The 22,384-nt window shown below is 61.2% G+C and carries 17 protein-coding genes; 10 read left to right on the top strand and 7 right to left on the bottom strand.

All coding sequences use genetic code 11. The features are described from left to right. Positions 1–76: 76 nt before the first annotated feature. Both hexR and LIY36_RS02680 read right to left on the bottom strand, forming a co-directional pair. On the bottom strand, positions 77–943 hold the full coding sequence (gene hexR, locus LIY36_RS02675; protein ID WP_017739023.1) for a transcriptional regulator HexR: 867 nt from the start codon (positions 941–943) through the stop codon (positions 77–79). Positions 944–1,105: 162 nt separating this feature from the next. Beyond that, on the bottom strand, positions 1,106–3,979 hold the full coding sequence (locus LIY36_RS02680; protein WP_226454724.1) for an EAL domain-containing protein: 2,874 nt from the start codon (positions 3,977–3,979) through the stop codon (positions 1,106–1,108). Between the two features lie 245 nt (positions 3,980–4,224). Between LIY36_RS02680 and uvrD the strand changes: the two genes are divergently transcribed. From uvrD to LIY36_RS02720, 8 genes are all read left to right on the top strand, one after another. Then, on the top strand, positions 4,225–6,408 hold the full coding sequence (uvrD, locus tag LIY36_RS02685; RefSeq protein ID WP_192298079.1) for a DNA helicase II: 2,184 nt from the start codon (positions 4,225–4,227) through the stop codon (positions 6,406–6,408). A gap of 190 nt (positions 6,409–6,598) precedes the next feature. Next, positions 6,599–7,471: a Tim44 domain-containing protein gene (locus tag LIY36_RS02690; protein WP_192298080.1), complete on the top strand. Its 873-nt coding sequence runs from the start codon at positions 6,599–6,601 to the stop codon at positions 7,469–7,471. A 174-nt stretch (positions 7,472–7,645) separates the two neighbouring features. Further along, positions 7,646–8,143 carry an RNA polymerase sigma factor gene (locus LIY36_RS02695; protein WP_192298081.1) on the top strand — a complete coding sequence of 166 codons (498 nt, stop codon included), beginning with the start codon at positions 7,646–7,648 and terminating at the stop codon, positions 8,141–8,143. Positions 8,144–8,186: 43 nt separating this feature from the next. Continuing rightward, on the top strand, positions 8,187–9,161 hold the full coding sequence (locus tag LIY36_RS02700) for a FecR family protein (RefSeq protein WP_226454725.1): 975 nt from the start codon (positions 8,187–8,189) through the stop codon (positions 9,159–9,161). A 144-nt stretch (positions 9,162–9,305) separates the two neighbouring features. Continuing rightward, positions 9,306–12,419, top strand: a complete 3,114-nt coding sequence (locus LIY36_RS02705; protein WP_226454726.1) for a TonB-dependent receptor domain-containing protein — start codon at positions 9,306–9,308, stop codon at positions 12,417–12,419. An 88-nt stretch (positions 12,420–12,507) separates the two neighbouring features. Then, on the top strand, positions 12,508–13,269 hold the full coding sequence (locus LIY36_RS02710; protein ID WP_192298083.1) for a Slam-dependent surface lipoprotein: 762 nt from the start codon (positions 12,508–12,510) through the stop codon (positions 13,267–13,269). Between the two features lie 134 nt (positions 13,270–13,403). Beyond that, on the top strand, positions 13,404–14,861 hold the full coding sequence (locus LIY36_RS02715) for a surface lipoprotein assembly modifier (protein WP_226454727.1): 1,458 nt from the start codon (positions 13,404–13,406) through the stop codon (positions 14,859–14,861). 119 nt (positions 14,862–14,980) lie between these two features. After that, complete coding sequence (locus tag LIY36_RS02720) at positions 14,981–15,388, top strand: SMI1/KNR4 family protein (protein WP_017739032.1); 408 nt, start codon at positions 14,981–14,983, stop codon at positions 15,386–15,388. Positions 15,389–15,458: 70 nt separating this feature from the next. Here the strand turns inward: LIY36_RS02720 and LIY36_RS02725 are convergent, their stop codons facing one another. Further along, positions 15,459–17,222 carry a cation:proton antiporter gene (locus tag LIY36_RS02725; protein WP_226454728.1) on the bottom strand — a complete coding sequence of 588 codons (1,764 nt, stop codon included), beginning with the start codon at positions 17,220–17,222 and terminating at the stop codon, positions 15,459–15,461. A gap of 291 nt (positions 17,223–17,513) precedes the next feature. Here LIY36_RS02725 and LIY36_RS02730 point away from each other — a divergent pair, with 291 nt between their 5' ends. Continuing rightward, on the top strand, positions 17,514–17,990 hold the full coding sequence (locus LIY36_RS02730; RefSeq protein WP_017739034.1) for an acyl-CoA thioesterase: 477 nt from the start codon (positions 17,514–17,516) through the stop codon (positions 17,988–17,990). Positions 17,991–18,130: 140 nt separating this feature from the next. Here LIY36_RS02730 and pdxY read toward each other — a convergent pair whose 3' ends face one another. Then, complete coding sequence (pdxY, locus tag LIY36_RS02735) at positions 18,131–19,003, bottom strand: pyridoxal kinase PdxY (RefSeq protein ID WP_192298086.1); 873 nt, start codon at positions 19,001–19,003, stop codon at positions 18,131–18,133. A gap of 117 nt (positions 19,004–19,120) precedes the next feature. On the opposite strand from pdxY, the gene LIY36_RS02740 reads away from it, so the two are divergent. After that, entirely contained in the window at positions 19,121–19,516 is a 396-nt protein-coding gene (locus LIY36_RS02740) for a DUF3301 domain-containing protein (protein ID WP_226454729.1), read from the top strand. Here LIY36_RS02740 and LIY36_RS02745 read toward each other — a convergent pair. Genes LIY36_RS02745 through zigA form a run of 3 tightly spaced genes read right to left on the bottom strand, consistent with a single transcriptional unit; the run spans position 19,510 to position 22,366 of the window. Further along, on the bottom strand, positions 19,510–20,472 hold the full coding sequence (locus tag LIY36_RS02745) for a CobW family GTP-binding protein (protein WP_226454730.1): 963 nt from the start codon (positions 20,470–20,472) through the stop codon (positions 19,510–19,512). The two genes, LIY36_RS02740 and LIY36_RS02745, sit on opposite strands and share 7 nt — an antisense overlap. Positions 20,473–20,516: 44 nt before the next feature. After that, positions 20,517–21,161: a DUF1826 domain-containing protein gene (locus tag LIY36_RS02750; protein WP_226454731.1), complete on the bottom strand. Its 645-nt coding sequence runs from the start codon at positions 21,159–21,161 to the stop codon at positions 20,517–20,519. Next, complete coding sequence (gene zigA, locus LIY36_RS02755) at positions 21,161–22,366, bottom strand: zinc metallochaperone GTPase ZigA (protein ID WP_192298090.1); 1,206 nt, start codon at positions 22,364–22,366, stop codon at positions 21,161–21,163. Before zigA ends, LIY36_RS02750 begins: the two co-directional genes overlap by 1 nt. Positions 22,367–22,384 lie beyond the last annotated feature (18 nt).

Consider the following 22,384-nt stretch of genomic DNA (forward strand, 5'->3'; position numbering starts at 1 on the left):
TTGACTGACGCGCCGCCTTCGCGAGCAAGCCCGCTCCCACACAAGCCCAACCCCACATGGCTCCGCGTCCGACCTATCAGTCGTCGAGGGCTTTGACGGACTTGGGCGACAACCGCAGGCTGCGCAAGCTGCGCTTCACGCTCTTGAGGTGGTTGACCAGGCTCGGCCCGCGCGCCATGGCCACGCCCATCGCCAGCACGTCGATCACCACCAGGTGGGCAATCCGCGAGGTCAGCGGCGTATAGATCTCGGTGTCTTCGTGCACATCGATCGCCAGGTTGACCGTGGACAGCTCCGCCAATGGCGTCTGGCTCGGGCACAGGGTGATCAGGGTCGCGCCGCTTTCACGCACCAGGTTGGCGGTGATCAGCAGGTCTTTGGAACGGCCGGACTGGGAAATACAGATCGCCACGTCGGTGGGCTTCAACGTCACCGCCGACATCGCCTGCATGTGCGGATCGCTGTAGGCCGCCGCCGTCAGCAGCAGTCGGAAGAATTTGTGCTGAGCGTCAGCCGCCACCGCGCCCGAAGCGCCGAAACCATAGAACTCGACACGCTGGGCCTGGGACATGGCCGTCACGGCTTTTTGCAGCTCGATCGGGTCGAGTTTCTCGCGCACTTCCATAAGGGTGTGCAGCGTGGTGTCGAAGATTTTCAGGCTGTAGTCGGCGACGGAATCGTCTTCGTGGATCGCAAACTGCCCGAAGCTCGCACCGGCGGCCAGGCTCTGGGCCAGCTTGAGTTTCAAGTCCTGGAAACCCGAGCAACCGATGGCGCGGCAGAAGCGCACGATGGTCGGCTCGCTGATGCCCACGCTGTGGGCGAGGTCGGCCATGGAACTGTGCATCACGGCCGCAGGATCAAGCAGCACGTGGTCGGCAACCTTGAGTTCCGATTTGCGTAACAGGTGGCGCGACTGGGCGATATGTTGCAACAGGTTCAAAGGGCAGGACTCTTGTTATTGGCAGGTGCCAGGGATGTAGCAAGCTTGTAGTTATACTACAAGAATTGTCGTTTTGCCCGTCTGATGCATCACTAAATCGCCCTGCTGCCCTCTGATTCAAAGGGCAGGCGCTTTGTAGCCCGCAGGGCGGCCTTGGTGCGATCAGGGAAAACCTGCATTTTTCCGTAACAAATCTGCCAGCCCTTGTGCCTGCATCGGCCGGCTGATCAGGTAGCCCTGCACTTCGTCACAACGCTCCAGCCGCAGGAAGTCCAACTGCTGCTGATCTTCCACGCCTTCGGCCACCACTTTCAGCGCCAGGCCATGGGCCATGGCAATGATTGCGCGGGTGATCGCCGCATCTTCGCGGCCCTGGCCGAGGCCACGGATGAAGGTCTGGTCGATCTTCACGTAATCCACCGGGATGCGCTTGAGGTAGCTGAGGGAGGAATAACCGGTGCCGAAATCGTCGATGGCCAGCTTCACGCCCAGGTCGCGCAACTGCTGGAAGGTCGAGATGATGTGTTCGACGCTGTCGAGCAGCTGGCTTTCCGTCAACTCCAGCTCAAGGTATTGCGGGTCCAGCCCGGTTTCTTCGAGGACCTGGCGCACCAGGCTGACCAGCTTGCCCTGGCGCAACTGATGCACCGACAGGTTCACCGACACGCGAATCGGCGCCAGCCCCTGGCGTTGCCACTCACACGCCTGCCAGCAGGCCTGGCGCAGCACGAACTCGCCCAACGGTGCGATCAGGCCGGTCTCTTCGGCCAGGCCGATAAACTCGCCCGGCGGCACCATGCCCCACTGCGGATGCTCCCACCGCACCAGCGCCTCGGCGGCATTCAGCTTGCCGGTGGCCAGGCACAGCTTGGGTTGGTAGAACACCGTTAGCTGGCGCTCGTCGATGGCCTTGCGCAGCTGGTTTTCCAGCTGCAAACGCTCCAGCGTGCTGGCTTGCAGGCTGTCGGTGTAGAACTGGAAGTTATTGCCGCCCAGGTGTTTGGCATGCTGCATGGCCATGTTCGATTGGCTGACCAACGCGGAAATTTCACGCGCATTATCCGGCAGCAGGCTGACGCCCATCGAGGCGCTGACCACCAACTCATGCCCGTCCACCGTCACCGGCACCCGCAGCTTGGCCAGCAGCCGGGTGGCCACGCGTGCCAGGCTCGACAGGCTGCCGTATGCGTCGAACAGCACGGCGAATTCATCGCCGGACAAGCGCGCAATGGTGTCCGCCTCGGGCAAGGCGTTGATCAGGCGCCGTGACATTTTTTGCAGCAACTGGTCGGCGACTTCATGGCCGAGGCTGTCATTGAGCAGCTTGAAACGGTCCAGGTTGATGTGCAGCAACGCCAGGCTACGCCCGCCCAGGCGCACCCGTGAGTGAGCTTCGCGCAGGCGTTCGCGGAACAGCGAGCGGTTGGCCAGGCCGGTCAGCTCGTCATAGTGGGTGAGGTAGCGCATGCGCTCTTCGGACTCGCGGCGCGCGGATAGATCGGCGAAAAAGCCCACGATATGGCTGACTTTTCCCCGAACATCGCGCACCACATTCAATTGCAGCCACTGCGGGTACAGCTCGCCGTTCTTGCGCGTTTCCACCAGCTCGCCCTGCCAGGTGCCGTGGCTGAGCAACGCCTGGCGGATCACCGGGAAGTGCCGGCGCGCATCGCGGCTACTGGGCAGCTCGACGACGTTGCGCCCGAGCATGTCGTCGATCTCAAACCCGGTGACGCGGCTGAACGCCTGGTTGACCGCGATCAACTTGTAGTCCGGGTCCAGAATCACGATGCCTTCGCTGGCCGCCTCGAATACCGTCGACGCGAGCCGCTGCTGTTCTTCCAGGACCTTGCCGGCACTGATGTCGCGGCGTGTACCGAGCATGCGCGTGACCCGGCCACTGGGCGCACGCTCGACGGCGCGGCCACGGTCTTCGATCCAAACCCAGTGGCCGGCACCGTGACGCACGCGGTACTCGACTTGATAGTCCTCGCTGCGGCCCTTGAGGTGCTCGACCAGCGCGCGCTTGAGCAACGGCAAGTCATCGGGGTGCAGGCGCGGCTTGAGGTGGCTGAGCATCGCCGTGACGTACTCGGGCTCCAGGCCGAACAGCTCCTTGAGTTGAGTGTGGTGGACTTCGTCGGTTTGCAGATTCCAGTCCCACAGGCCCAGTTCGCTGGCTTGCAACGCCATGGCCAGGCGCGCTTCGCTTTTATTCAGGGCGAGGCTGGCGGCGTCGAGTTCCTGGCTGCGTTGCGCCACCCGGTCTTGCAGGCCGGTCTGGGCATTGCGCAGTTCCTGTTCGATCTGGCGACGCTGTTCGACTTCGCGCACCAGGTCTTGATTCAACTGCTCGCTGCGCTGCTGCGCCTGCTGCAGATGTTCGATCAGCGCCTGGTTCTGGAAGCGCCGCAGCAGCCCGCGCTGGATCAGGCGGTTGACTTGCCACGCCACCACGCTCAAGGAGGCCAGCAGGATCAGGCCGAGCACGCCCCAGCCTTGCTGCTGCGGGGCGCCGTTCCAGAACAGATAGACAATCGCCGGCAACAGGCACGGCACGGCAAACGACAAGAACGCCGGCAGGCTCACGGCGTAGGCCACGCTGGCCGACAGCGTTGCGGCGCCGATCAGGCCGAATACCCACGCCTGCTGCATGAAGCTGTCCGCTGGCACCAGGGCGATGGCGGCGATGGCCAGGGTCAGGCCGCTGACCGCCGAGCCGAGCATGAACATGCGTCGCCACACCGGCTGCGCCTGGCGGCTGGGCATCGCCGAATCAAACGCCGCCACCTGGATCACCCGCATCGCGACCAGTGCCAGCAGCCAGACCAGCCAGATGCTGTCCAGCAGGTATTGCTTGGGGTTCCACAGCAACCAGGCGCAGACCAGGCCATTGATCAGCATCAACAAGGTGGGCAGCAACGAGCCCTGATACAGCAGGCGCGTGCGTTCGACCGCCATCTCGGTGGCGTACTGCTTGCGGATAACCTGCGCCGGCGCCACCGAGGGGCTGAGCAGGTCGGTACTGAGGGTCATAGGCAGTGTTCTTATAATGGTGAGCCCGAAACGTCGACGGAGCATACACAAGCAAAGGTCTGCGCCAAACTGCTCCACGTCATAAAATCCCCCAGGATTTACCTGCAAACCACGGGGCCAGCCCCCTCAAGCGAAGCGTGGCGGGGCCTGGACCCTATGACCGACCGGTCATCCGCCCCGGCAGAATTATCGACCATCCGGCATTGGGGTTTGCCCCACTCCGCCGAGGGCCATAGAATGCGCCGATGCGCGATGATCTCTCCCTTTTGCTGAACTCCCTCAACGATGCCCAACGCCAGGCCGTAGCGGCCCCCGTTGGCCGTCAGTTGGTCCTGGCCGGTGCCGGCTCCGGTAAAACCCGAGTGCTGGTGCACCGTATCGCCTGGTTGATCCAGGTCGAAAACGCGTCGCCCCATTCGATCCTGTCGGTGACCTTCACCAACAAGGCCGCTGCCGAGATGCGCCATCGCATCGAGCAGTTGATGGGCATCAGCCCGGCCGGCATGTGGGTCGGCACCTTCCACGGCCTGGCACACCGCCTGTTGCGGGCGCACTGGCAGGAAGCGGGCCTGGCCCAGACCTTCCAGATCCTGGACAGCGATGACCAGCAACGTCTGGTCAAGCGGGTGATCCGCGAGCTGGGCCTCGACGAACAACGCTGGCCGGCGCGCCAGGCACAGTGGTTCATCAACGGCCAGAAAGACGAAGGCCTGCGCCCGCAGCACATCCAGGCCAGCGGCGACATGTTCCTGGCCACCATGCGCAGCATCTATGAAGCATACGAAGCGGCCTGCGCGCGCGCCGGGGTGATCGACTTCTCCGAGCTGCTGCTGCGCGCCCTCGACCTGTGGCGCGACAACCCGGGCTTGCTGGCCCATTACCAGAAGCGCTTCCGGCACATCCTGGTGGACGAGTTCCAGGACACCAACGCCGTGCAATACGCCTGGTTGCGCCTGCTGGCCAAGGGCGGCGACAGCCTGATGGTGGTGGGCGACGACGACCAGTCGATCTACGGCTGGCGTGGCGCGAAAATCGAGAACATCTACCAGTATTCCGAAGATTTCCCGGACGCCGTCACCATCCGCCTGGAGCAGAACTACCGCTCCACCGCCGGTATCCTCAAGGCCGCCAACGCCTTGATCGCCAACAACACCGGGCGCCTGGGCAAAGAGCTGTGGACCGACGGCGGCGAAGGCGAGGCGATCAACCTGTACGCCGCGTTCAACGAGCACGATGAAGCACGCTATGTGGTGGAAACCATCGAGAGCGCGCTGAAAACCGGCCTCGCCCGCAGCGACATCGCCATCCTTTACCGCTCCAACGCCCAATCGCGGGTGCTGGAAGAAGCCTTGCTGCGCGAACGCATCCCGTACCGCATCTATGGCGGCCAGCGCTTCTTCGAGCGCGCCGAAATCAAGAACGCCATGGCCTACCTGCGCTTGCTGGAAGGGCGTGGCAACGATGCGGCGCTGGAGCGGGTGATCAATATCCCAGCGCGTGGCATCGGCGAGAAAACCGTCGAAGCGATCCGCGACCACGCGCGCCACGCCGATGTGTCGATGTGGGAAGCCATGCGCTTGCTCATCGCCAATAAAGGCCTGACCGGGCGCGCAGCCGGGGCGCTGGGGGTGTTTGTCGAGCTGATCGAGAACCTCGCCGCCAAATGTGCCGAAATGCCGCTGCATTTAATGACGCAGACGGTGATCGAACAGTCCGGGCTGATCGCCTATCACGAAGCGGAAAAAGGCGAGAAAGGCCAGGCTCGGGTAGAAAACCTTGAGGAACTGGTCAGCGCCGCCCGTGCGTTCGAAAACACCGAGAATGAAGAAGACCTCACGCCGCTCGCCGCCTTCCTTGGCCATGCTTCGCTTGAAGCCGGGGATGCTCAGGCCGACGAGCATGAGGACAGCATCCAACTGATGACCTTGCACAGCGCCAAGGGCCTGGAATTCCCGTATGTGTTCCTGGTGGGCATGGAAGAAGGCCTGTTCCCCCACAAGATGAGCCTGGAAGAACCCGGCCGCCTTGAGGAAGAGCGCCGCCTGGCCTACGTGGGCATTACCCGGGCGATGCAGAACCTGGTGATGACCTACGCCGAGACACGACGCCTGTACGGCAGCGAGACCTACAACAAGGTGTCACGCTTCGTACGCGAAGTGCCGAAGGGGCTGATCCAGGAAGTGCGCCTGTCCAACAGCGTCAGCCGCCCGTTCGGTGGCGGCCAGCAGCAGAGCGCAAGCAGCTTGTTCGCCGGTTCCGCGATCCCGGAAACTGCGTTCAGCCTGGGCCAGCAGGTCAAGCATGCGATCTTTGGCGAAGGCGTGATCCTCAACTTCGAAGGCGCCGGTGCGCAGGCACGGGTGCAGGTTAACTTCGCCGAAGGCAGCAAGTGGCTGATGATGGGCTACGCGAAGCTCGAAGCAATCTGACACATCTTCCTAGGATGAAGGTTATTGGCCCGCCCTTGTAATTCACGAGTGCGGGCCAATATCTGTAATAAGTCCTACAGACACTTCCGAATCTGTCCTACGCAAAAGCCCGAAACATTATGTCGCTAGCCACTGTCACGACACCTGTGCAACATGGCGCGCGTGCAATCCACAAATGGGAATTCCCTTTATGAAACGTTTTCTTAGCATCGCCATGGCGTTGTGCATCGGCCTGACGATGAGCCTCGACGCCAACGCCAAGCGCTTCGGTGGCGGCAAAAGTTCGGGCGCAGCACCGACTCACCAGACCAGCCAAATGGCTCCATCCGCCGGTGGCATGGGCGGTGCAGCCGCGACCGCAGGCGCAGCCGGTGCCGCTGGCGCCGCTGCCAAGGCTGGCGGTGCTTCGCGCTGGCTGGGCCCTCTGGCCGGCATCGCGGCCGGTGGCCTGCTCGCTTCCATGTTCATGGGCGGCGGCTTCCAGGGCATGCAGATCTTCGACATTCTGATCCTGGCGGTCATCGCCTTTGTGATCTTCCGCTTTATCGCCGCCCGTCGCCGCAAGCAGCAGGAGCACATGGCTCCAGCCGGTGCGCCGATGCAGCGTGAAGTGTTCGAGCAAAAGCCTGCCATGGGCTCGATCTTCGGCGGCGGTTCGCCAGCCGCTGCTGCCCGTCCGGTGATCAACGCACCGGCGTGGTTCAACGAAGAGCGTTTCGTCGAAGCAGCCCGCAGTCACTTCCAGTCCCTGCAACAGCACTGGGACGCCAACGAAATGGACAAGATCGCCGAGTTCGTGACCCCGCAATTGCTGGAGTTCCTCAAGCGCGAACGCGCTGAGCTGGGCGATGCGTTCCAGTCGACCTACATCGACGACCTGCGCGTGCAACTGGACGGTGTGGATGACCGCGCCGACAAGACCATCGCCACCCTGACATTCAGCGGCGTGTCGAAAAACTCGCGCTTTGACCAGGGCGAAGTGTTCAGCGAAAGCTGGAACATGGAACGCCCACAAGGTGAAAACCAGCCTTGGCTGGTCGCCGGTATCCGCCAGAACGGCTGATCACCTGGCGCCTTGAGCGCGCAGTGAACGACCCCGACGGTGTATGCAAATACACCGCCGGGGTCTTTTTTTGCCGGGCGGAAATGCGTTGCGGTTTTTACTGGATTAATGAGAAACATTCTCACTATACTCGTGCCCTCTCCCGGTTCTGCCCGAGCATAGGAACGTGCCGCCGTGCTGGAAAAACTCTTCAATCAACACGCATCCGCGCTGCATCGCTACCTGTTGCGCAAAAAATGCACACCCAGCCTGGCCTCGGACCTGGTGCAGGACACCTTCCTGCGCATCGCCCAGCTGGAGAACGTGGAACGCATCCTGTGTGCGCCGTCCTACCTGTTTCGCGTCGCGCACAACCTCATGATCGACCACCATCGCCGCTACGGTGAAAAGCGCTTCGACAACGATGCCGCCGCCTATTTCGATACGTTGGTGGATGAGGCCAGCGGCCCCGAAGAACAGGCCCTCGACGCCCTTGCCCTGGAACAACTGGAAAGCCTGCTGGAGCGCATGCCAGAACGTACCCGTGACATCTTCCTGCTGTGCCGGGTCGAGGGCATGACGCACAAAGAGACCGCCCGCTATTTACGGATTTCCACAAGCTCTGTACAAAAACACATGGCGATGGCGCTGGCCAGGATTGGTAAGGCGCTTGACCCAGACCAGGAGGGCTAAGCCTTGGGTCTCTTGCAAAGCGATAAGGTAAACAGTCAGAACCGTGAATGCTTCCCCACAAACGACCGACCCGTTGGAGCGCAAAGCTGCCGATTGGGTGATGCGTCATCGACAAGGCCAGCTGTCGGCGCGTGAGCTAGAAGCTTTTCAGCGTTGGCAGGAAGCCGACCCCAGGCATGCCGCCGCTGCCGGTCGGGCGGATCGCGCCTGGCGCGCCACCGCCGCGCTCAAACGCCGCCCAGGCTATGTCAAACCGCAGCGCCCGCCACGCAGCCTCTGGACACGCGGGACAGCCACCAGCGCTGTCGGCGCCCTAGCGCTGGGGTGCTGGATGCTGCTTGCACCGCCCTTCTGGCTGCAAGCGCTGAGCAGCGACTATCACACCGGTTTCGGCGAGGTTCGCCACATCACCCTGGCGGATGGCAGCCAGGTTGAACTGGGCAGCCACAGCATCCTGAACATCGCCTATGACGATCAGACCCGCCTGGTGAACCTGAGCCAGGGCGAAGCGGTGTTCACCCCATCGCCAATCAATGATCAGGAACGCCGCCCGTTTACCGTGCGCGCCCCCGGCGCCGACATCACCGCACGCGGCACGCGCTATCTGGTCGGTATCGGCCAGGAGCGTGAAGGCTGGGTCGGGGTGTTGCAGCATAAGGTCGAGGTCAATCTCACCCCTGCCCAGCGCGATGACGTGGCCGGGTCCGCGCTGCTGGAGCAAGGCAACAGCCTGCGCTTCAGCCCGAAAGCCGGGTTGGTGCCGCTCACCACGCACCCGGATGAACTGGCCAGCTGGCAGGAAGGTCGCCTGGTGTTCCAGCGCGAAGCGTTGGGCGATGCCGTGGCGCGCATCAACCGCTATCGGCCGGGGCTGATCGTAGTCAAAGGCGACACATTGCGCGCCGTGCGAATCAGTGCGGTGATGCGCCTGGACAACCTCGACGACGCCGTCAAACGTCTCGCACAGCAAGCCCACGGGCGCATTCTCGACCTGCCCGGGCTCACGCTGATCTACTGAAAGGCCGCGTCTGCGGGCCTTTTGACATCATTCATATATAAAACGCGATACATAGACCATATCGATCTATCGCGTTTTGACTGCTGCTGCGTTTCTACTACATGTGAATAACTCTTATTTGCTTTAGTGAGGCCGGTTTTGCAGATGCAACAGAACCACAAGAAGCGCAAGGCAACCCATCGCACTCGGCTGAGCCTGGGGATTCAGCTCGCCGTGTTCGCGCTGGCCGCCGACGCCGCCGACATCCATCCGCTGCAAACTCGCCCGGCCAGCAGCGCGGCCCAGGTGCAACCCCAAAGTACGTATCACGACTTCGACGTCCCCGCCCTGTCACTGGACGAAGGCCTGGTCCTGCTGGCGCGCCAAGCCGGCGTCGAGGTGTACCTGGGCAGCAATGACCTCACCGGCACCTACGGCAACCCGGTCAAGGGCCGGCTATCCCTGGAAGCCGCGCTGCAACAACTGCTCGCCAACCAGGCGCTGACCTACAGCCTGGGCAACCACCCCGAGCGGCCGATCATCCAGGTGCAACCCGCGCCGGGCATGAGCGGCATCCAGCAAGGCGACCTGCACCCGATCTACGTGCACGGCCTGGATGGCAAGGAGTCCCGCGACGAAAAAGGCTACAACGACATCTACGATCAGGACGTGTCCTCGGTGTATTCCGGCAAGGAACAGATCGAACGCTACAAAGGCGCCGCCCCCGCCGATATGTTCAAGGGCATGCTCAACGTCTACAGCGGTGACGGCCGCAACAGCGGCGCGCTGGACCCGAACGTGCGTGGCATCCAGGGCCCCGGCCGCGTGCCGCTGACCATCGATGGCACCGAGCAGGCGCTGACGGTGTATCGCGGCTACATGGGCGCCAACAACCGCAATTACATCGACCCCAACCTGATCGGCAGCATCAAGGTGCTCAAGGGCCCGAACCTGGAGCGCAACGTCTACAGCGGCGTGGGTGGCGCGGTAGTCGCCAACACCCTGAACGTGGATGACATCCTCAAGGAAGGCCAGGCATTCGGCGGCGAGCTGAAGGTGGAAGGCAGTAACAACTCGGTGTCGCCCAAGCTGCCGCACTTGATGACCGGCCAAAGCCCGCCCGCCGACTATCAGTACATCCCGATCTCTTCCTACTACGACCCGTCGTTGTACAAGCACCCACGCACCAGCCGCGACAACAACCTGATCACCGGCGGCGACTCGGCCTATCGCCTGGCCCTCGGCACCCGCCAGGAAAAATTCGAACTGCTCGCCGCCTACGCCTACCGCGAAAAGGGCAACCACTACGCGGGCAAGAACAAAAGCGGGTTCTACGCCACTGGCGAACAGGTCAACGGCCAGTTCGACTACATCCCCAATCTGGCCAACATCTACAAGCCGGGCGATGAAGTGCCCAACACCTCCAGCAAGATGGAGTCCTGGCTGGCCAAGGCCAAGCTCAAGATCGACGACGACCAATCCCTGGAGTTCGGCTACCGCGACACCGATTCGCTGTACGGCGAAATCCTGCCGTCACGCATTTCGTTCTTCCGCCCCGGCGACCAGTTCGATGCCGAATCCAGCGGCGTGCCGCAGTGGCCCCTGAGCCATGTGCAGAGCAAAGCCTACAACCTGGAATACAACCTCAAGCCCGAGGGCAACCCGTGGGTGGATTTCTATTCGAACCTCTGGGCCACCAATACCCAAAGCGACACCTACTCAAGTGGCGGCGTGCCCAACGCCACCAGCGCCGCCGACCCGGTGTTCAGGAATACCGCCGTCGCCAATGCCCAACATGACCGGGCCGGGGTGACCGTCAGCAACAAACTCAAGTTGATCGACAGCCTGGACCTGACCCTGGGCGCGAGCTACCAACATGAGAAGTTGGGTTCCAAAGACAACTATTACGACGCGGCGATCTTCGACACCTTGCGCATGAACCCGCGCGCGGGACGCCGTGAAGAAAAGGAATACAACTTCAATTTCGAGTGGCGACCGGTGAGTTTTGCCAAGTTCACCGCAGGCGCGCGCTATTCATCGTATTGGGCGTTTGATGACTACTTGAAAGAAACCCAAGACAACAGCGGTGCAACCACGCAGTGGGTCAATACGGCCTATCGCGTGGATTACACCACTCGCAAAACATTGACGGATGCTGAATGGAATGCCGCCGTTGATAAGAAAGTTGCCGACCTCAACGCCGCATTTGATCTGTTTGGCATTCCGCCGGAATTCCGCATCATTGATGTAAAGCAGTTGCAGGCAGAAACGCCGCGGGTTGAAGACACCCAACTTCGGGCTGTGTGGAATGCGGATGATAAAGGTCGCCTTGCCCGTTATAACGACCCGTGCATTCTGGCGGCCAATGCGGGCCAGAATGTAGTGTCTTGCGGCGTGTCCGATACCGGCATTGGCTACCAAAAAGACGTGACGGCCAAACATCAGAAAGACAGCGCCTGGGCGCCGACACTTTCCGGTACGTTCTATACCTCCGAGAACGGTCGGGTTTACATCCGCTACAGCGAGGCCATTCGCTACCCGAGCATGTTTGAAAGTACCTTGGGCTTTTCCTCCTCTCTCAACCCATGGGGGCTTGAACCCGAACACGCCTATAACTATGAGGCCGCGTATATCCATAACCTGGCCGGATGGGGCGGCAGTGAACGCGCCGACGTCAAACTGACCTATTACCACAACACCACCAAAAACGTGATTGAACGCAGCCCGGAACTGGTGTTCAGCAACGTTGAAAAACAGACCACATCCGGCCTTGAGTTTCAGGGGCGTTATGACAGTGGGCGGTTCTTCACTGACCTGAGCGTCGCCCATGTGTTGAAGAACCGGGTGTGCGATGAGAGGTCGGCCATCACTATTACACCCGACGGCAGTACCCCAAACTGCGTAGATGATGGCTTTGTCGGTGGTTACCTGGCGAGCATGTCGCAACCCGAATGGTCGGCCAACCTCGGGCTGGGCGGTCGATTTTTCAACCGTAAGCTGGAAGTTGGCGGGCGCGCCATTTATTACCGCCAACACGAAAACAAGTTTAATAAAAACTACCCCAACAGCCCCATGGTCAGTTACTACATCAATACACCGATGTCGTGGGACAAGATTGTCACGTATGACGCCTATATCAATTACAAATTAACCGACGACGCCTCGATCGAACTCACCGGCACCAACTTGAGCAATCTCTATTACGTCGACCCGCTGACACGCTCGGCCATGCCCGCGCCGGGGCGCACATTAAAACTCGGCTTTACCACTACGTTCTAACTTATGAGGTGCACCATGGGAGGCTAAAGAAGAAATTGGCAAATGCTCTACGTGTTGACTTAATTAAATTCACTCAATGGAACATGAAATGAAAACTTTTAACTACACCGTACTGGCAGTGGCTTTTCTTGGTTTGGCTGGCGTTGCTCAAGCAGATACTTCTTCCGGTCAAAGTTATGACGGCACCATCGTTGTAGATGGCTCCAGCGGCACGGGCACTACCAATCACCCGGGTGCAGCGGGCCAACCTGCCGTGGGCGTAAAAGCCTTTTACAACGGCGCCAAAGTGACGTTTGCCGGCCTGAAAGGCATGGTCCCCACCGACACCAACGGCGTCACCACCATTACCCCGGCAATGATGCCAGCCTCCCACTCTGCCCTGGGCAATTTCGACTTCAAGCAAGTTGCCAGCCAGCAGGTGTACTACGGCGAGTGGTCGCAGAACGGCACCCACAACGATCCGACTCGCGTCGTGTACTACTCCGGCGACACCACCGGCCGTGTGCTGCCCACCACCAGCGTGACCTACGCGGTGCAGGGCATCAACAACTACTCCGGGGCTAACCTGCTGTCCGGCGACCTGACCGCCACCTTCGGCACCGCATCGCCCACGCTCACCGGTTCGCTGACCAACGCCGCGCTGAAAGTCGGGATTTCGGCCAACATCAACACCGCCACCGCCGGTTTCAGCGGCAGCGCCATTGCCCAGAACCCGACCACCAGCGCAGTGCTGGCAGCCGGCACCACCCAAGGCAGCTTCTTCGGTGCAGGCTCCACCGCGTCGCTGGCCGGTATCGCCAAGTTCACCAACCGCAACTACGACACCGCTTTCGGCGGCGTAGCCAAGTAACTGCGGCTTGCACTGACGTAGCACCACGAAGCAAGTGCCTGGTCTCCAGGCACTTGCTTTTGGCGTTTTGAAGCGATCTCGAGAGCCCGGTAATGCCCCAGCCCTACTGCAAGCGATCCCTCACGTTGCATGTTTTGCCCCTTTCCCTGCTGCTGTTTACGGCCCCAACGGTGTTCGCCGCCGACCAGGACACCAACCTGCGCCTGAACCAGAGCATCGAGTACCGCGCCAACAAGCAAGAGCGCGAGTTGCTCAAGGATGAACTGCCGAGTGACGGTGCCGCGCCGTCGCTGACTATCGACGGCCAGGTCTACAGCGTCGGCAACAACCTCGACGAGCTGGGCCGCGCGGTGTACCTGAGCGTCGAGCGCCAGCAATGGCCGCAAGCCCGCGACTATCTCAAGCGCTACACCGCCCTGCCCGGCCACGACCCGATGCTCACCGCCTACGCCAACGGCGGCCTGGCCCGCGCCGATGGCGACCTGGAAACCGCCGAACGCTATTACCAGGACCTGCTGACCATCCAGCCCGACTTCCTGCCCGGTCGCCTGGAGTTGGCACGGGTACAGTTCGAGAACCGCAAGGATCGCGACTCCAAAGCCGTGTTCGAACAGATCAGCAGCAGCCTCAGCCCGTCGGACGCCCAAGCCATGGGCCTGGGCAAGACCGTCGACAGTTTTATCCAGGCCCTGGACCATCGCGAAGACTGGCAAGGCTCATTCGCCATCGGTCCGACCTGGAGCGACAACCTCAACCAGTCCTCCGAAGGCAGCGTGACCTACCGCTATGAGACCGCTGAAGAGACCTACGTGGTCAAGCAATCCCTGCCCAAGGCGGTGTCGGCCCACGGCCAGGACTATGAGGCCACGCTCAACAAACGCATCTCCATCAGCGGCCATCACGGGCTGTTCGTGCGTTCGCTGCTGTACGGCCAAGCGTACGAAAAAGAGAGCAAGTACAACGAAGCCACCGTGATCAACAACGCCGGCTACAGCTACCACGATGCGCGCAACCAGTACGCATTCGGACCGTCCTACGAGTTCAACACGATCGGCGACAACGCCATGTACAGCGCCTGGGGCCTGCGCGGCGAGTGGATTCACACGCTCTCGGCCACACGTATGTTCAAACTCGAAGGCGAGTACAAGGACATGACGTACAAACACTCGATCAACAGTAACCTCGACGGCGGTATCAGCTCGGTCTACGCCACCCTGTGGCAAGTCTTGCCCCAGCAATGGACGCTGTTCGGCGGCTTCGACATCACCGAACGCGACGCCCGGGACCGCGTCGCGGCGTACCTGCAAAAAGGTGTGCGCCTGGGCATCGCCAAGGACTTCGATATAGGCGTGAGTGCCGTGCTGTTTGCCTCGTACCGTAAGCGTCAATACGATGCCTACAGCGCAATCGTCGATGACACACGGGAAGAGAATGAGCAGGGCTACACCTTCATCCTACGTGCGCCAAGACTGGCGGTGTACGACGTGGTTCCCAGCCTCACCGTCAAGTACAACAAGGTGCAGAGCAACATCGACTGGATTTATTCCTACGACAAAAACAGCATTAGCCTAAAGCTGGAGAAACAGTTCTAATCCGCTGCTGTCACAGGGATTGTGCTTGTGCCGGAATATCTATTTCACGGTTGCACTTATAGCGAGCTACTGTATAAAACGCCCCTATAAACCGCGCCATCAGCAAGAGGATCCCGGCCGTGGAAGAAATCATCGAACAATTGCGTGAAGCCAACGAACCGGTCCCGGTTCCTCTGGAACTGCCTGACGAAGACCAACTGGTGGAAATCGAAGAACAACTGTTCATCGACATCCCGTTTGTCTTCCGTGAATTCCTGCTGACCGTCAGCGACGTGGTGTACGGCAGCCTGGAGCCGGTGACCGTCACCGACCCGCAGTCCCACACCTACCTGCCGGACGTGGCCGCCAACGCCTGGGACGCCGGTGTCGATCGCAGCATGATCCCGATCTGCCAGGACGGCGACGACTACTACTGCGTCGAGGAAGACGGCACCGTGGTGCTGTGGTCCGGCGAAGAAGAACTGGTCACCGAAGAAACCTGGGAATCGGTCTGGCACTGGGCGCGGGACGTCTGGCTGGAAAGCTGATCCAGAGCGCGCGCGTGGCGAGGGAGCTTGCTCCCGCTGGGCTGCTTCGCAGCCCCCCCGACATTAGCCACTAGTGCTCCGCCGTATCCTTATGGTTATCCAGCGTCTCCAGCAAGGCGACCTGCATCCGCGTATGCACGCGGATGAACCAACGCCAGAGCACGGCCGCCACCGCCGCCGTGACTACGGCGATCAACACCAGCAACTTGTTGGTTGGCAGAATACTGGCCGATAAGGCTGCCAATAGCAGGAAGATCACCAGCAGCGACAGGATCGGGATCAACTCCGCAATCACCCGCCGCACGCGCTGGGTATGCCGCCCGGCCATCTCCGGCTTCACGCTCATCTCCGCCAACAGCATCGACAGCGCCTTGAGCTTGCGATAAGCCGCAATCAAAAACGGCAGCGATAACAGCAACGCCCCGCCCCAGATCAACGCCTTCTGCCAGCTTGGATCACTGATCCAGCTTTGCAGATAACCGCCAATGCGCACTGCAAAAAAGCTGCCGGCGAAGAAGATCGCCACCACCAGCGCCAGGTTCACCCCCACTTGCAGGATGATCTTGCGGATCATCGACGCCAGCATCGCGCCTTCACCCTGGGGCTGAATGCTGCGCAGCCACTCGCCGTACAGGCCGAACACCCGGCTCATGCGCTTGGGCATCACCGCCGCGATCTTCAATGACAGTGGGTCGGCCCCCCGGATCAGGTAAGGCGTGAGCAAGGTTGTGATCGCCGAAACCGCCACCGCCACCGGGTAGAGGAAGTCGCTGGTCACCTGCAGCGTCATCCCCAACGCCGCGATAATGAAGGAAAACTCACCAATCTGTGACAGCCCCATACCTACTCGCAACGAGGTTCGGCCATCATTGCCGGCGATAAATGCCCCCAGGCCGCAGGACAACATCTTGCCCAGCACCACCGCCACCGTGATCACCGCAATCGGCCAGGCGTATTGCAGGAGGATCTGCGGGTCGATCATCAGGCCGATGGCGACAAAGAAGATCGCACTGAACATGTCGCGAACCGGCTCGATCAGGCGCTCGATGTCGAGCAACTGCTTCGATTCGGCCATGATCGCGCCAATCAGGAACGCGCCCAGCACCATGCTGTATTCCAGCTTGACCACCAGCAGACAGAAACCGAAACACAGGCCCAATACGGTGATCAGCAACATCTCGTTGCTTTCGAACTTGGCCACGTAGGCCAGCAGGCGCGGTACCAGCAGGATGCCAATGACCAGCGCGACGATCATGAACAGCGACAGCTTGCCAACGGTGGAGAACACCTCGCCGGAGCTGACCGTGCCACTGACGGCGATGCTCGACAGCAAGGCAATGATGCCGATGCCAAGGATGTCTTCGACGATCAGCACGCCGAAAATCAACTGGGCAAAGCGTTGGTTCTTCATCTTCAGGTCGTTGAGCGCCTTGACGATGATGGTGGTGGAAGAGATTGCCAGGATCGCGCCGAGGAATAGCGAGTCCATGGTATTCCAGTCGAACCAGCGGCCGATCTCGTAGCCGATCCAGATCATCAGGATGATCTCCAGGAACGCCGCGATAAACGCGGTGGCCCCGACCTTGAACAGCTTGCGCAGGCTGAACTCCAGGCCCAGGCAGAACATCAGGAAGATCACCCCCAGCTCGGCGAGGGTCTTGATCGTGTCTTCGTCGTGGATCAGGCCAAACGGCGGGGTATGCGGGCCGATGATGAAGCCGGCGACGATGTAGCCCAGCACCACCGGCTGCTTGAAGCGATGAAACAGGATGGTGACCACCCCTGCCACCAGCATGATCACGGCCAGGTCCTGGATAAAGCTGATGGCGTGCATGGCGAGGGGCTCCTTGAGGGTACTGGTGCTTTTCCCACTTCCGTTCGCGCCGCTGAAATGTCGCAAAGCGCGGAAGGAAAAGTCTGCCGAAATCGTAAGAAATGCCCTGAGACGGGCTTTTGCAGGTTAACACCGCGACTTCCGGCAGAAAGCCGGTGCAATATATGGAAACAGATCGGCCAGCGCGTGACGGCAAGCCGCCCGCCGGCGTCCCGTTATGGATGGCGCAGTAAAGATTCCAGCACCCGCAGAGGTGCCCCCCAACAGATGCCTACAACCCGTGAGTGTGCTATGGAACCCGGAAACGCCCAGCTGTCGATGACGGTGCTGATGACCCCTGATATGGCCAACTTCTCTGGCAATGTCCACGGTGGCACCCTGCTCAAGTACCTCGACGAAGTGGCCTACGCCTGCGCGAGCCGTTATGCCGGTCGCTACGTAGTGACATTGTCCGTAGACCAAGTGATTTTTCGCGAGCCGATCCATGTCGGTGAGCTGGTGACCTTCCTCGCCTCGGTCAACTACACCGGCAACACCTCGATGGAGGTGGGTATCAAGGTGGTGACCGAAAACATCCGCGAGCGCTCAGTGCGCCACACCAACAGCTGCTTTTTCACCATGGTGGCTGTGGACGACCAGCGCAAACCGGCCGCCGTGCCGCCGCTGCAACCGCACAACAGCGAAGACAAGCGCCGTTTCGTGCAGGCCCAGCAACGTCGGCAGATTCGCCAGGAGCTGGAAAAGCGTTATCAGGAAATCAAAGGCTGAGGCGCTGACAATCCCAGGGTGTAAACCGGGTCAAATGTGGGAGCGGGCTTGCTCGCGAATACGGTGGTTCAGTTGGAACATCTTTGACTGACACACCGCTTTCGCGAGCAAGCCCGCTCCCACATTTTTGCTGTGCGGTGTTACAGGCCGATCGGCGTGGCTTCAAAGCGCACACGCGGATGCGCAATCCGATCCTGAGCCCGCACCAGTTCCAACTCGTAACTGGCACACGCCTGGGTTTCCAGCAGCACTTCATGCACCGCCGCTGCGGTGAACTCGAAGGCCGCCACCAGGCTGTCACCCAACAGCACCCGAGCCAGGAACAACCCGGAAGTCAGATCCCCCACCCCCACCGGCTGACGCGGAAACGCCAGCAATGGCCGACGCAGGTGCCAGCTGCCATCAGTCGTCACCAACAACATCTCGAAACCGTCCGGCAACTTGCCCGGGTAATCCAAATGTTTCACCAGCACAGCCTTTGGCCCGCGTGCCAGCAACGCCTTGGCCATTGCCAGGCAGTCGAACAGCGATTGCGGCTTGCGCCCGGCAAAACTGTCCAGCTCCAGTTGGTTGGGGCACAGGAAGTCGGCCATGGCAGCCGCTTCGTCGAGCAGGAAATCGCTGACTTCCTGGGGCACGATGCAACCTTTCTCCGGGTGACCCATCACCGGGTCGCACAGGTAAAGGGCCTTGGGGTTGATGGCCTTGATGCGCGCCACGCCGGTCAGAATCGCCCGGCCCTGATCCGCACTGCCCAGATAGCCAGACAGCACCGCATCGCAGTTGCCCAGTTCGCCAATCGCGGCGATGCCTTCCACCAGCGCCGGAATTTGCTGCGGCGCCAACACTTCGCCGGCCCACTGGCCATACTGAGTGTGGTTGGAGAACTGCACCGTGTTCAACGGCCAGACGTTTACCCCGACCCGCTGCATGGGGAACACGGCGGCGCTGTTTCCGGCATGGCCAAAAACCACATGAGACTGGATCGCAAGCAGATGAGGTGTGCGTTTCATGCAGGGGATTTCCGTAAAACCGATGAAATTCTGGCCGCGCAGTATGCGACTAAACGCAGCCTGTACGACAGACCGGCGACACAGTTAAGCTGCTCTCACTTTGTTGGAGTTTTTCGCATGCTGACCCTGGGAAATATCTTCGTGTTGATGCTGCTGGCGACCGCTGCCGCCTGGGTGTGGCACAACCACGGCCTGCGCGAGCGCGCGTTGGAGCGGGTCAAGCAGCATTGCGCCAAGCTCGACATCGAACTGCTCGATGGCGCCGTGGCGCTCAAGCGCATCGGGTTTGTGAAGGATGCCAAGGGGCGGCGACGCTTGGCGCGCATCTACAATTTCGAATTCACCGTGACCGGCGAAACCCGCCATCCGGGGACCATCACCCAATTCGGCGCCCACAGTGCGCAGATCGAACTAGCCCCCTACCCGTTCGAGATCAAGACGCCGCTGCCCAGCGCCGAAGTGATCGAGCTCAGCCAATGGCGCCAGGACCACGCGAGCAAGAACCGTCACTGACGGCAGGCGGCCAGCGCGGCCTGTAGCGTCGCCACGTCCTGTGGCGCGCTGAAGATCAATTCGATACGTGAATCGCGGCGCCATTCGCTGGGCTGCCAGGCGACTGGGCTGTTATCCACAGCGTTGGCGCTGACCCAGCCTTCGGCGCTGTGGATAACCAGCTTGGCACGACGCCAGCTCAGGGATGACAGCCATTGATCAAGGCGCTCGGCACTGAATATCTGACCCGGATGCCAGCGCCAGCCGATACTCCAGCCGCCTTCTTGAGCCTGGCTGAGGCAGATGGGCAGCGTCGGGTCGCTCCAGATCGCCGGCATTTGCGCGAGCCCCTTGGGCACAGTGAAGTTATCCACAGCCGCGCCAGCCTTGATAGTCAGCCCCGGCAACTGCGCCAGCGGCAACTGCGCCTGGCGGGTCCAGTAGCGTGCACAGTCGGGCAATTGCCGTTCGATGGCCTCACGCTGTGCAGCGTTCAGCCCTTCATCCTTGTTCAAGACCAACAGCCCGGCACCGGCCAGCGCTTGCTGCTGGGCTTGCGGCAAAGGTTTGCCCGCGGCCAGGGCTTGGGCATCCAGCACCAGTACGCAGGGTTGCACCGCCAGCACGTTTTGCCACGGCGCCTCCTGTAGCTGCTTGAGCAACTGCGCGGGATGGCCCAGGCCCGACGGCTCGATAAACAACCGGTCCGGCTTGGCCTTACGCAGCAAGCGGCCCAGGCCTACCTGGAACGGCGCACCATTCACACAACACAAGCAGCCGCCGGCCACTTCGCCCAGGGCAATGCCATCGTCATCCAGGGTCAACAGCGCAGCGTCCAGGCCGATCTGCCCGAACTCATTGATCAGCACGGCCCAGCGCTCGTCCGCCGGGCGCTGGGTGAGCAGGTGCTTGATCAGGCTGGTCTTGCCGGCTCCCAAAGGGCCGGCAATCACGTGGGTGGGAATGTTCTGCAACATGGAGGGCATCGTTCAGGCCGTGTAGAGGGTTTGATCCTACGCGGTTATGCGAGCCAATCCAGTGTCAGGATCAAGCGCCGCTCATCGGCTTTTAATGCCGGCGAACGGTGGATCAAACCGTAGCCTTCGTTACCGTGCCATTTAGTGCCCTTGAGCAGGGCGACTTCGCCGCAGTGGATCTGCTCGATGCGCTCGCTGGGCTCGGCGTCCGCCTGGCTCAGTTTGCGACGATCCATCACGCCTTCGCGCAACCACTGGCTGCCGATGCCAGCGTAGGTGGTGATCAGCCGCACCGGCACGTGATCGACGTGAAAACGCGGGCACATGGCCTTGTCCAACAAGCGCAGGCGCACGCCAATGCGCTTGGCGCCCAGCAGGCAGGCAAACGCACTGACCAGCCATGACACGTCGGCGATAAAACCTTCGTAGCCTTCAAGATCGCGACAACTGGCCGCCAAACCGTGCAAGTTCGCCGTGGCATCTTCGCTGTTGAGCTCGATGACCATGGAATCCGCCAAGGGCTCGTTGAGCGCCACCAGCAAGGCGCCGAATTCGGCGATGTGCAGCGGCAACTGCCGCTGCCACAGCGCCAGGTTGACGCCATCTTCAAGGATTTCAGCGAGCACCAGCGGGGTTTCACCAGCGCTCTGGCGAATCACGGGGCGCAGGGCAATTACCGGGGCCAGCATCAGGCTGCCTGCTCAAACCAAGGGCCAAAAGGGTCGGCCAGCAAGCGCCAACCTTCGACGCCCAAGGCCATTTCTTCGTCAGTGAGCAAGCACGCGTCCAGCTCGGCGCGCATGTGTGCGAAGTCGATGTTCTGGCCGATAAACACCAGTTCCTGGCGGCAGTCGCCGGTGCTCGGCTGCCAGTTACCCATGATCGCCGCGACGCTTTCTTCGTCCTGGGGCCACTGGCTTTTTGGCACGAAGCGCCACCAGCGCCCGGCAAACCCATGGCGCATCAAGCCACCCGCCTGGGACCAACTGCCGGCGTCCTGGTGCTTGCTGGCCAGCCAGAAAAACCCCTTGGAGCGCAGCAGTTTGCCGTTCACCCAAGGGCGGTCGATGAAGTCGAAAAAACGTTGCGGATGGAACGGCCGGCGCGCACGGTAGGCGGTGGAAGCGATGCCGTACTCTTCGGTTTCCGGCACATGTTCACCACGCAGTTCCTGCAACCAACCCGGAGCCTGGGCGGCGCGTTCAAAGTCGAAACGGCCGGTGTTGAGGATCTTGTGCAACGGCACTTCACCCATGACCATCGGGATGATCTCGGCCTGGGCGTTGAGGCGTTCAAGGATCGCCATCAGCTCTTCGCGTTCGCGACTGCTGATCAGGTCGATCTTGCTGATGAGGATCACATCGGCGAACTCGATCTGCTCGATCAGCAGGTCGGTGATCGAGCGTTCATCCTCTTCACCGAGGGTTTCACCGCGCGAGGCGAGGCTCTCGGCGGCCTGGTAGTCGAGCAGGAAGTTCATGCCGTCGACCACGGTGACCATGGTGTCCAGGCGTGCGATGTCGGCCAGGCTTTGTTCGTTTTCATCGCGAAAGGTGAAGGTTTCGGCCACGGGCAGCGGTTCGGAGATGCCGGTGGATTCGATCAGCAGGTAATCGAAGCGACCTTCCTTGGCGAGTTTTCCGACTTCCAGCAGCAAGTCTTCGCGCAAGGTGCAGCAGATGCAGCCGTTGCTCATCTCGACCAGTTTCTCTTCGGAACGGTTGAGGGTGACGTCGCGCTGAACTTCGCTGCCGTCGATGTTGATTTCACTCATGTCGTTGACGATCACCGCCACCCGCAGGTTTTCGCGATTGCGCAGGACATAGTTGAGCAGCGTGCTTTTACCGGCGCCGAGAAAGCCGGACAACACAGTCACGGGGAGACGATTGGACATCAGGTATTCCTCATCAGG

Source organism: Pseudomonas sp. AF03-9 (genome assembly GCF_020515815.1).
Lineage (GTDB): Bacteria > Pseudomonadota > Gammaproteobacteria > Pseudomonadales > Pseudomonadaceae > Aquipseudomonas.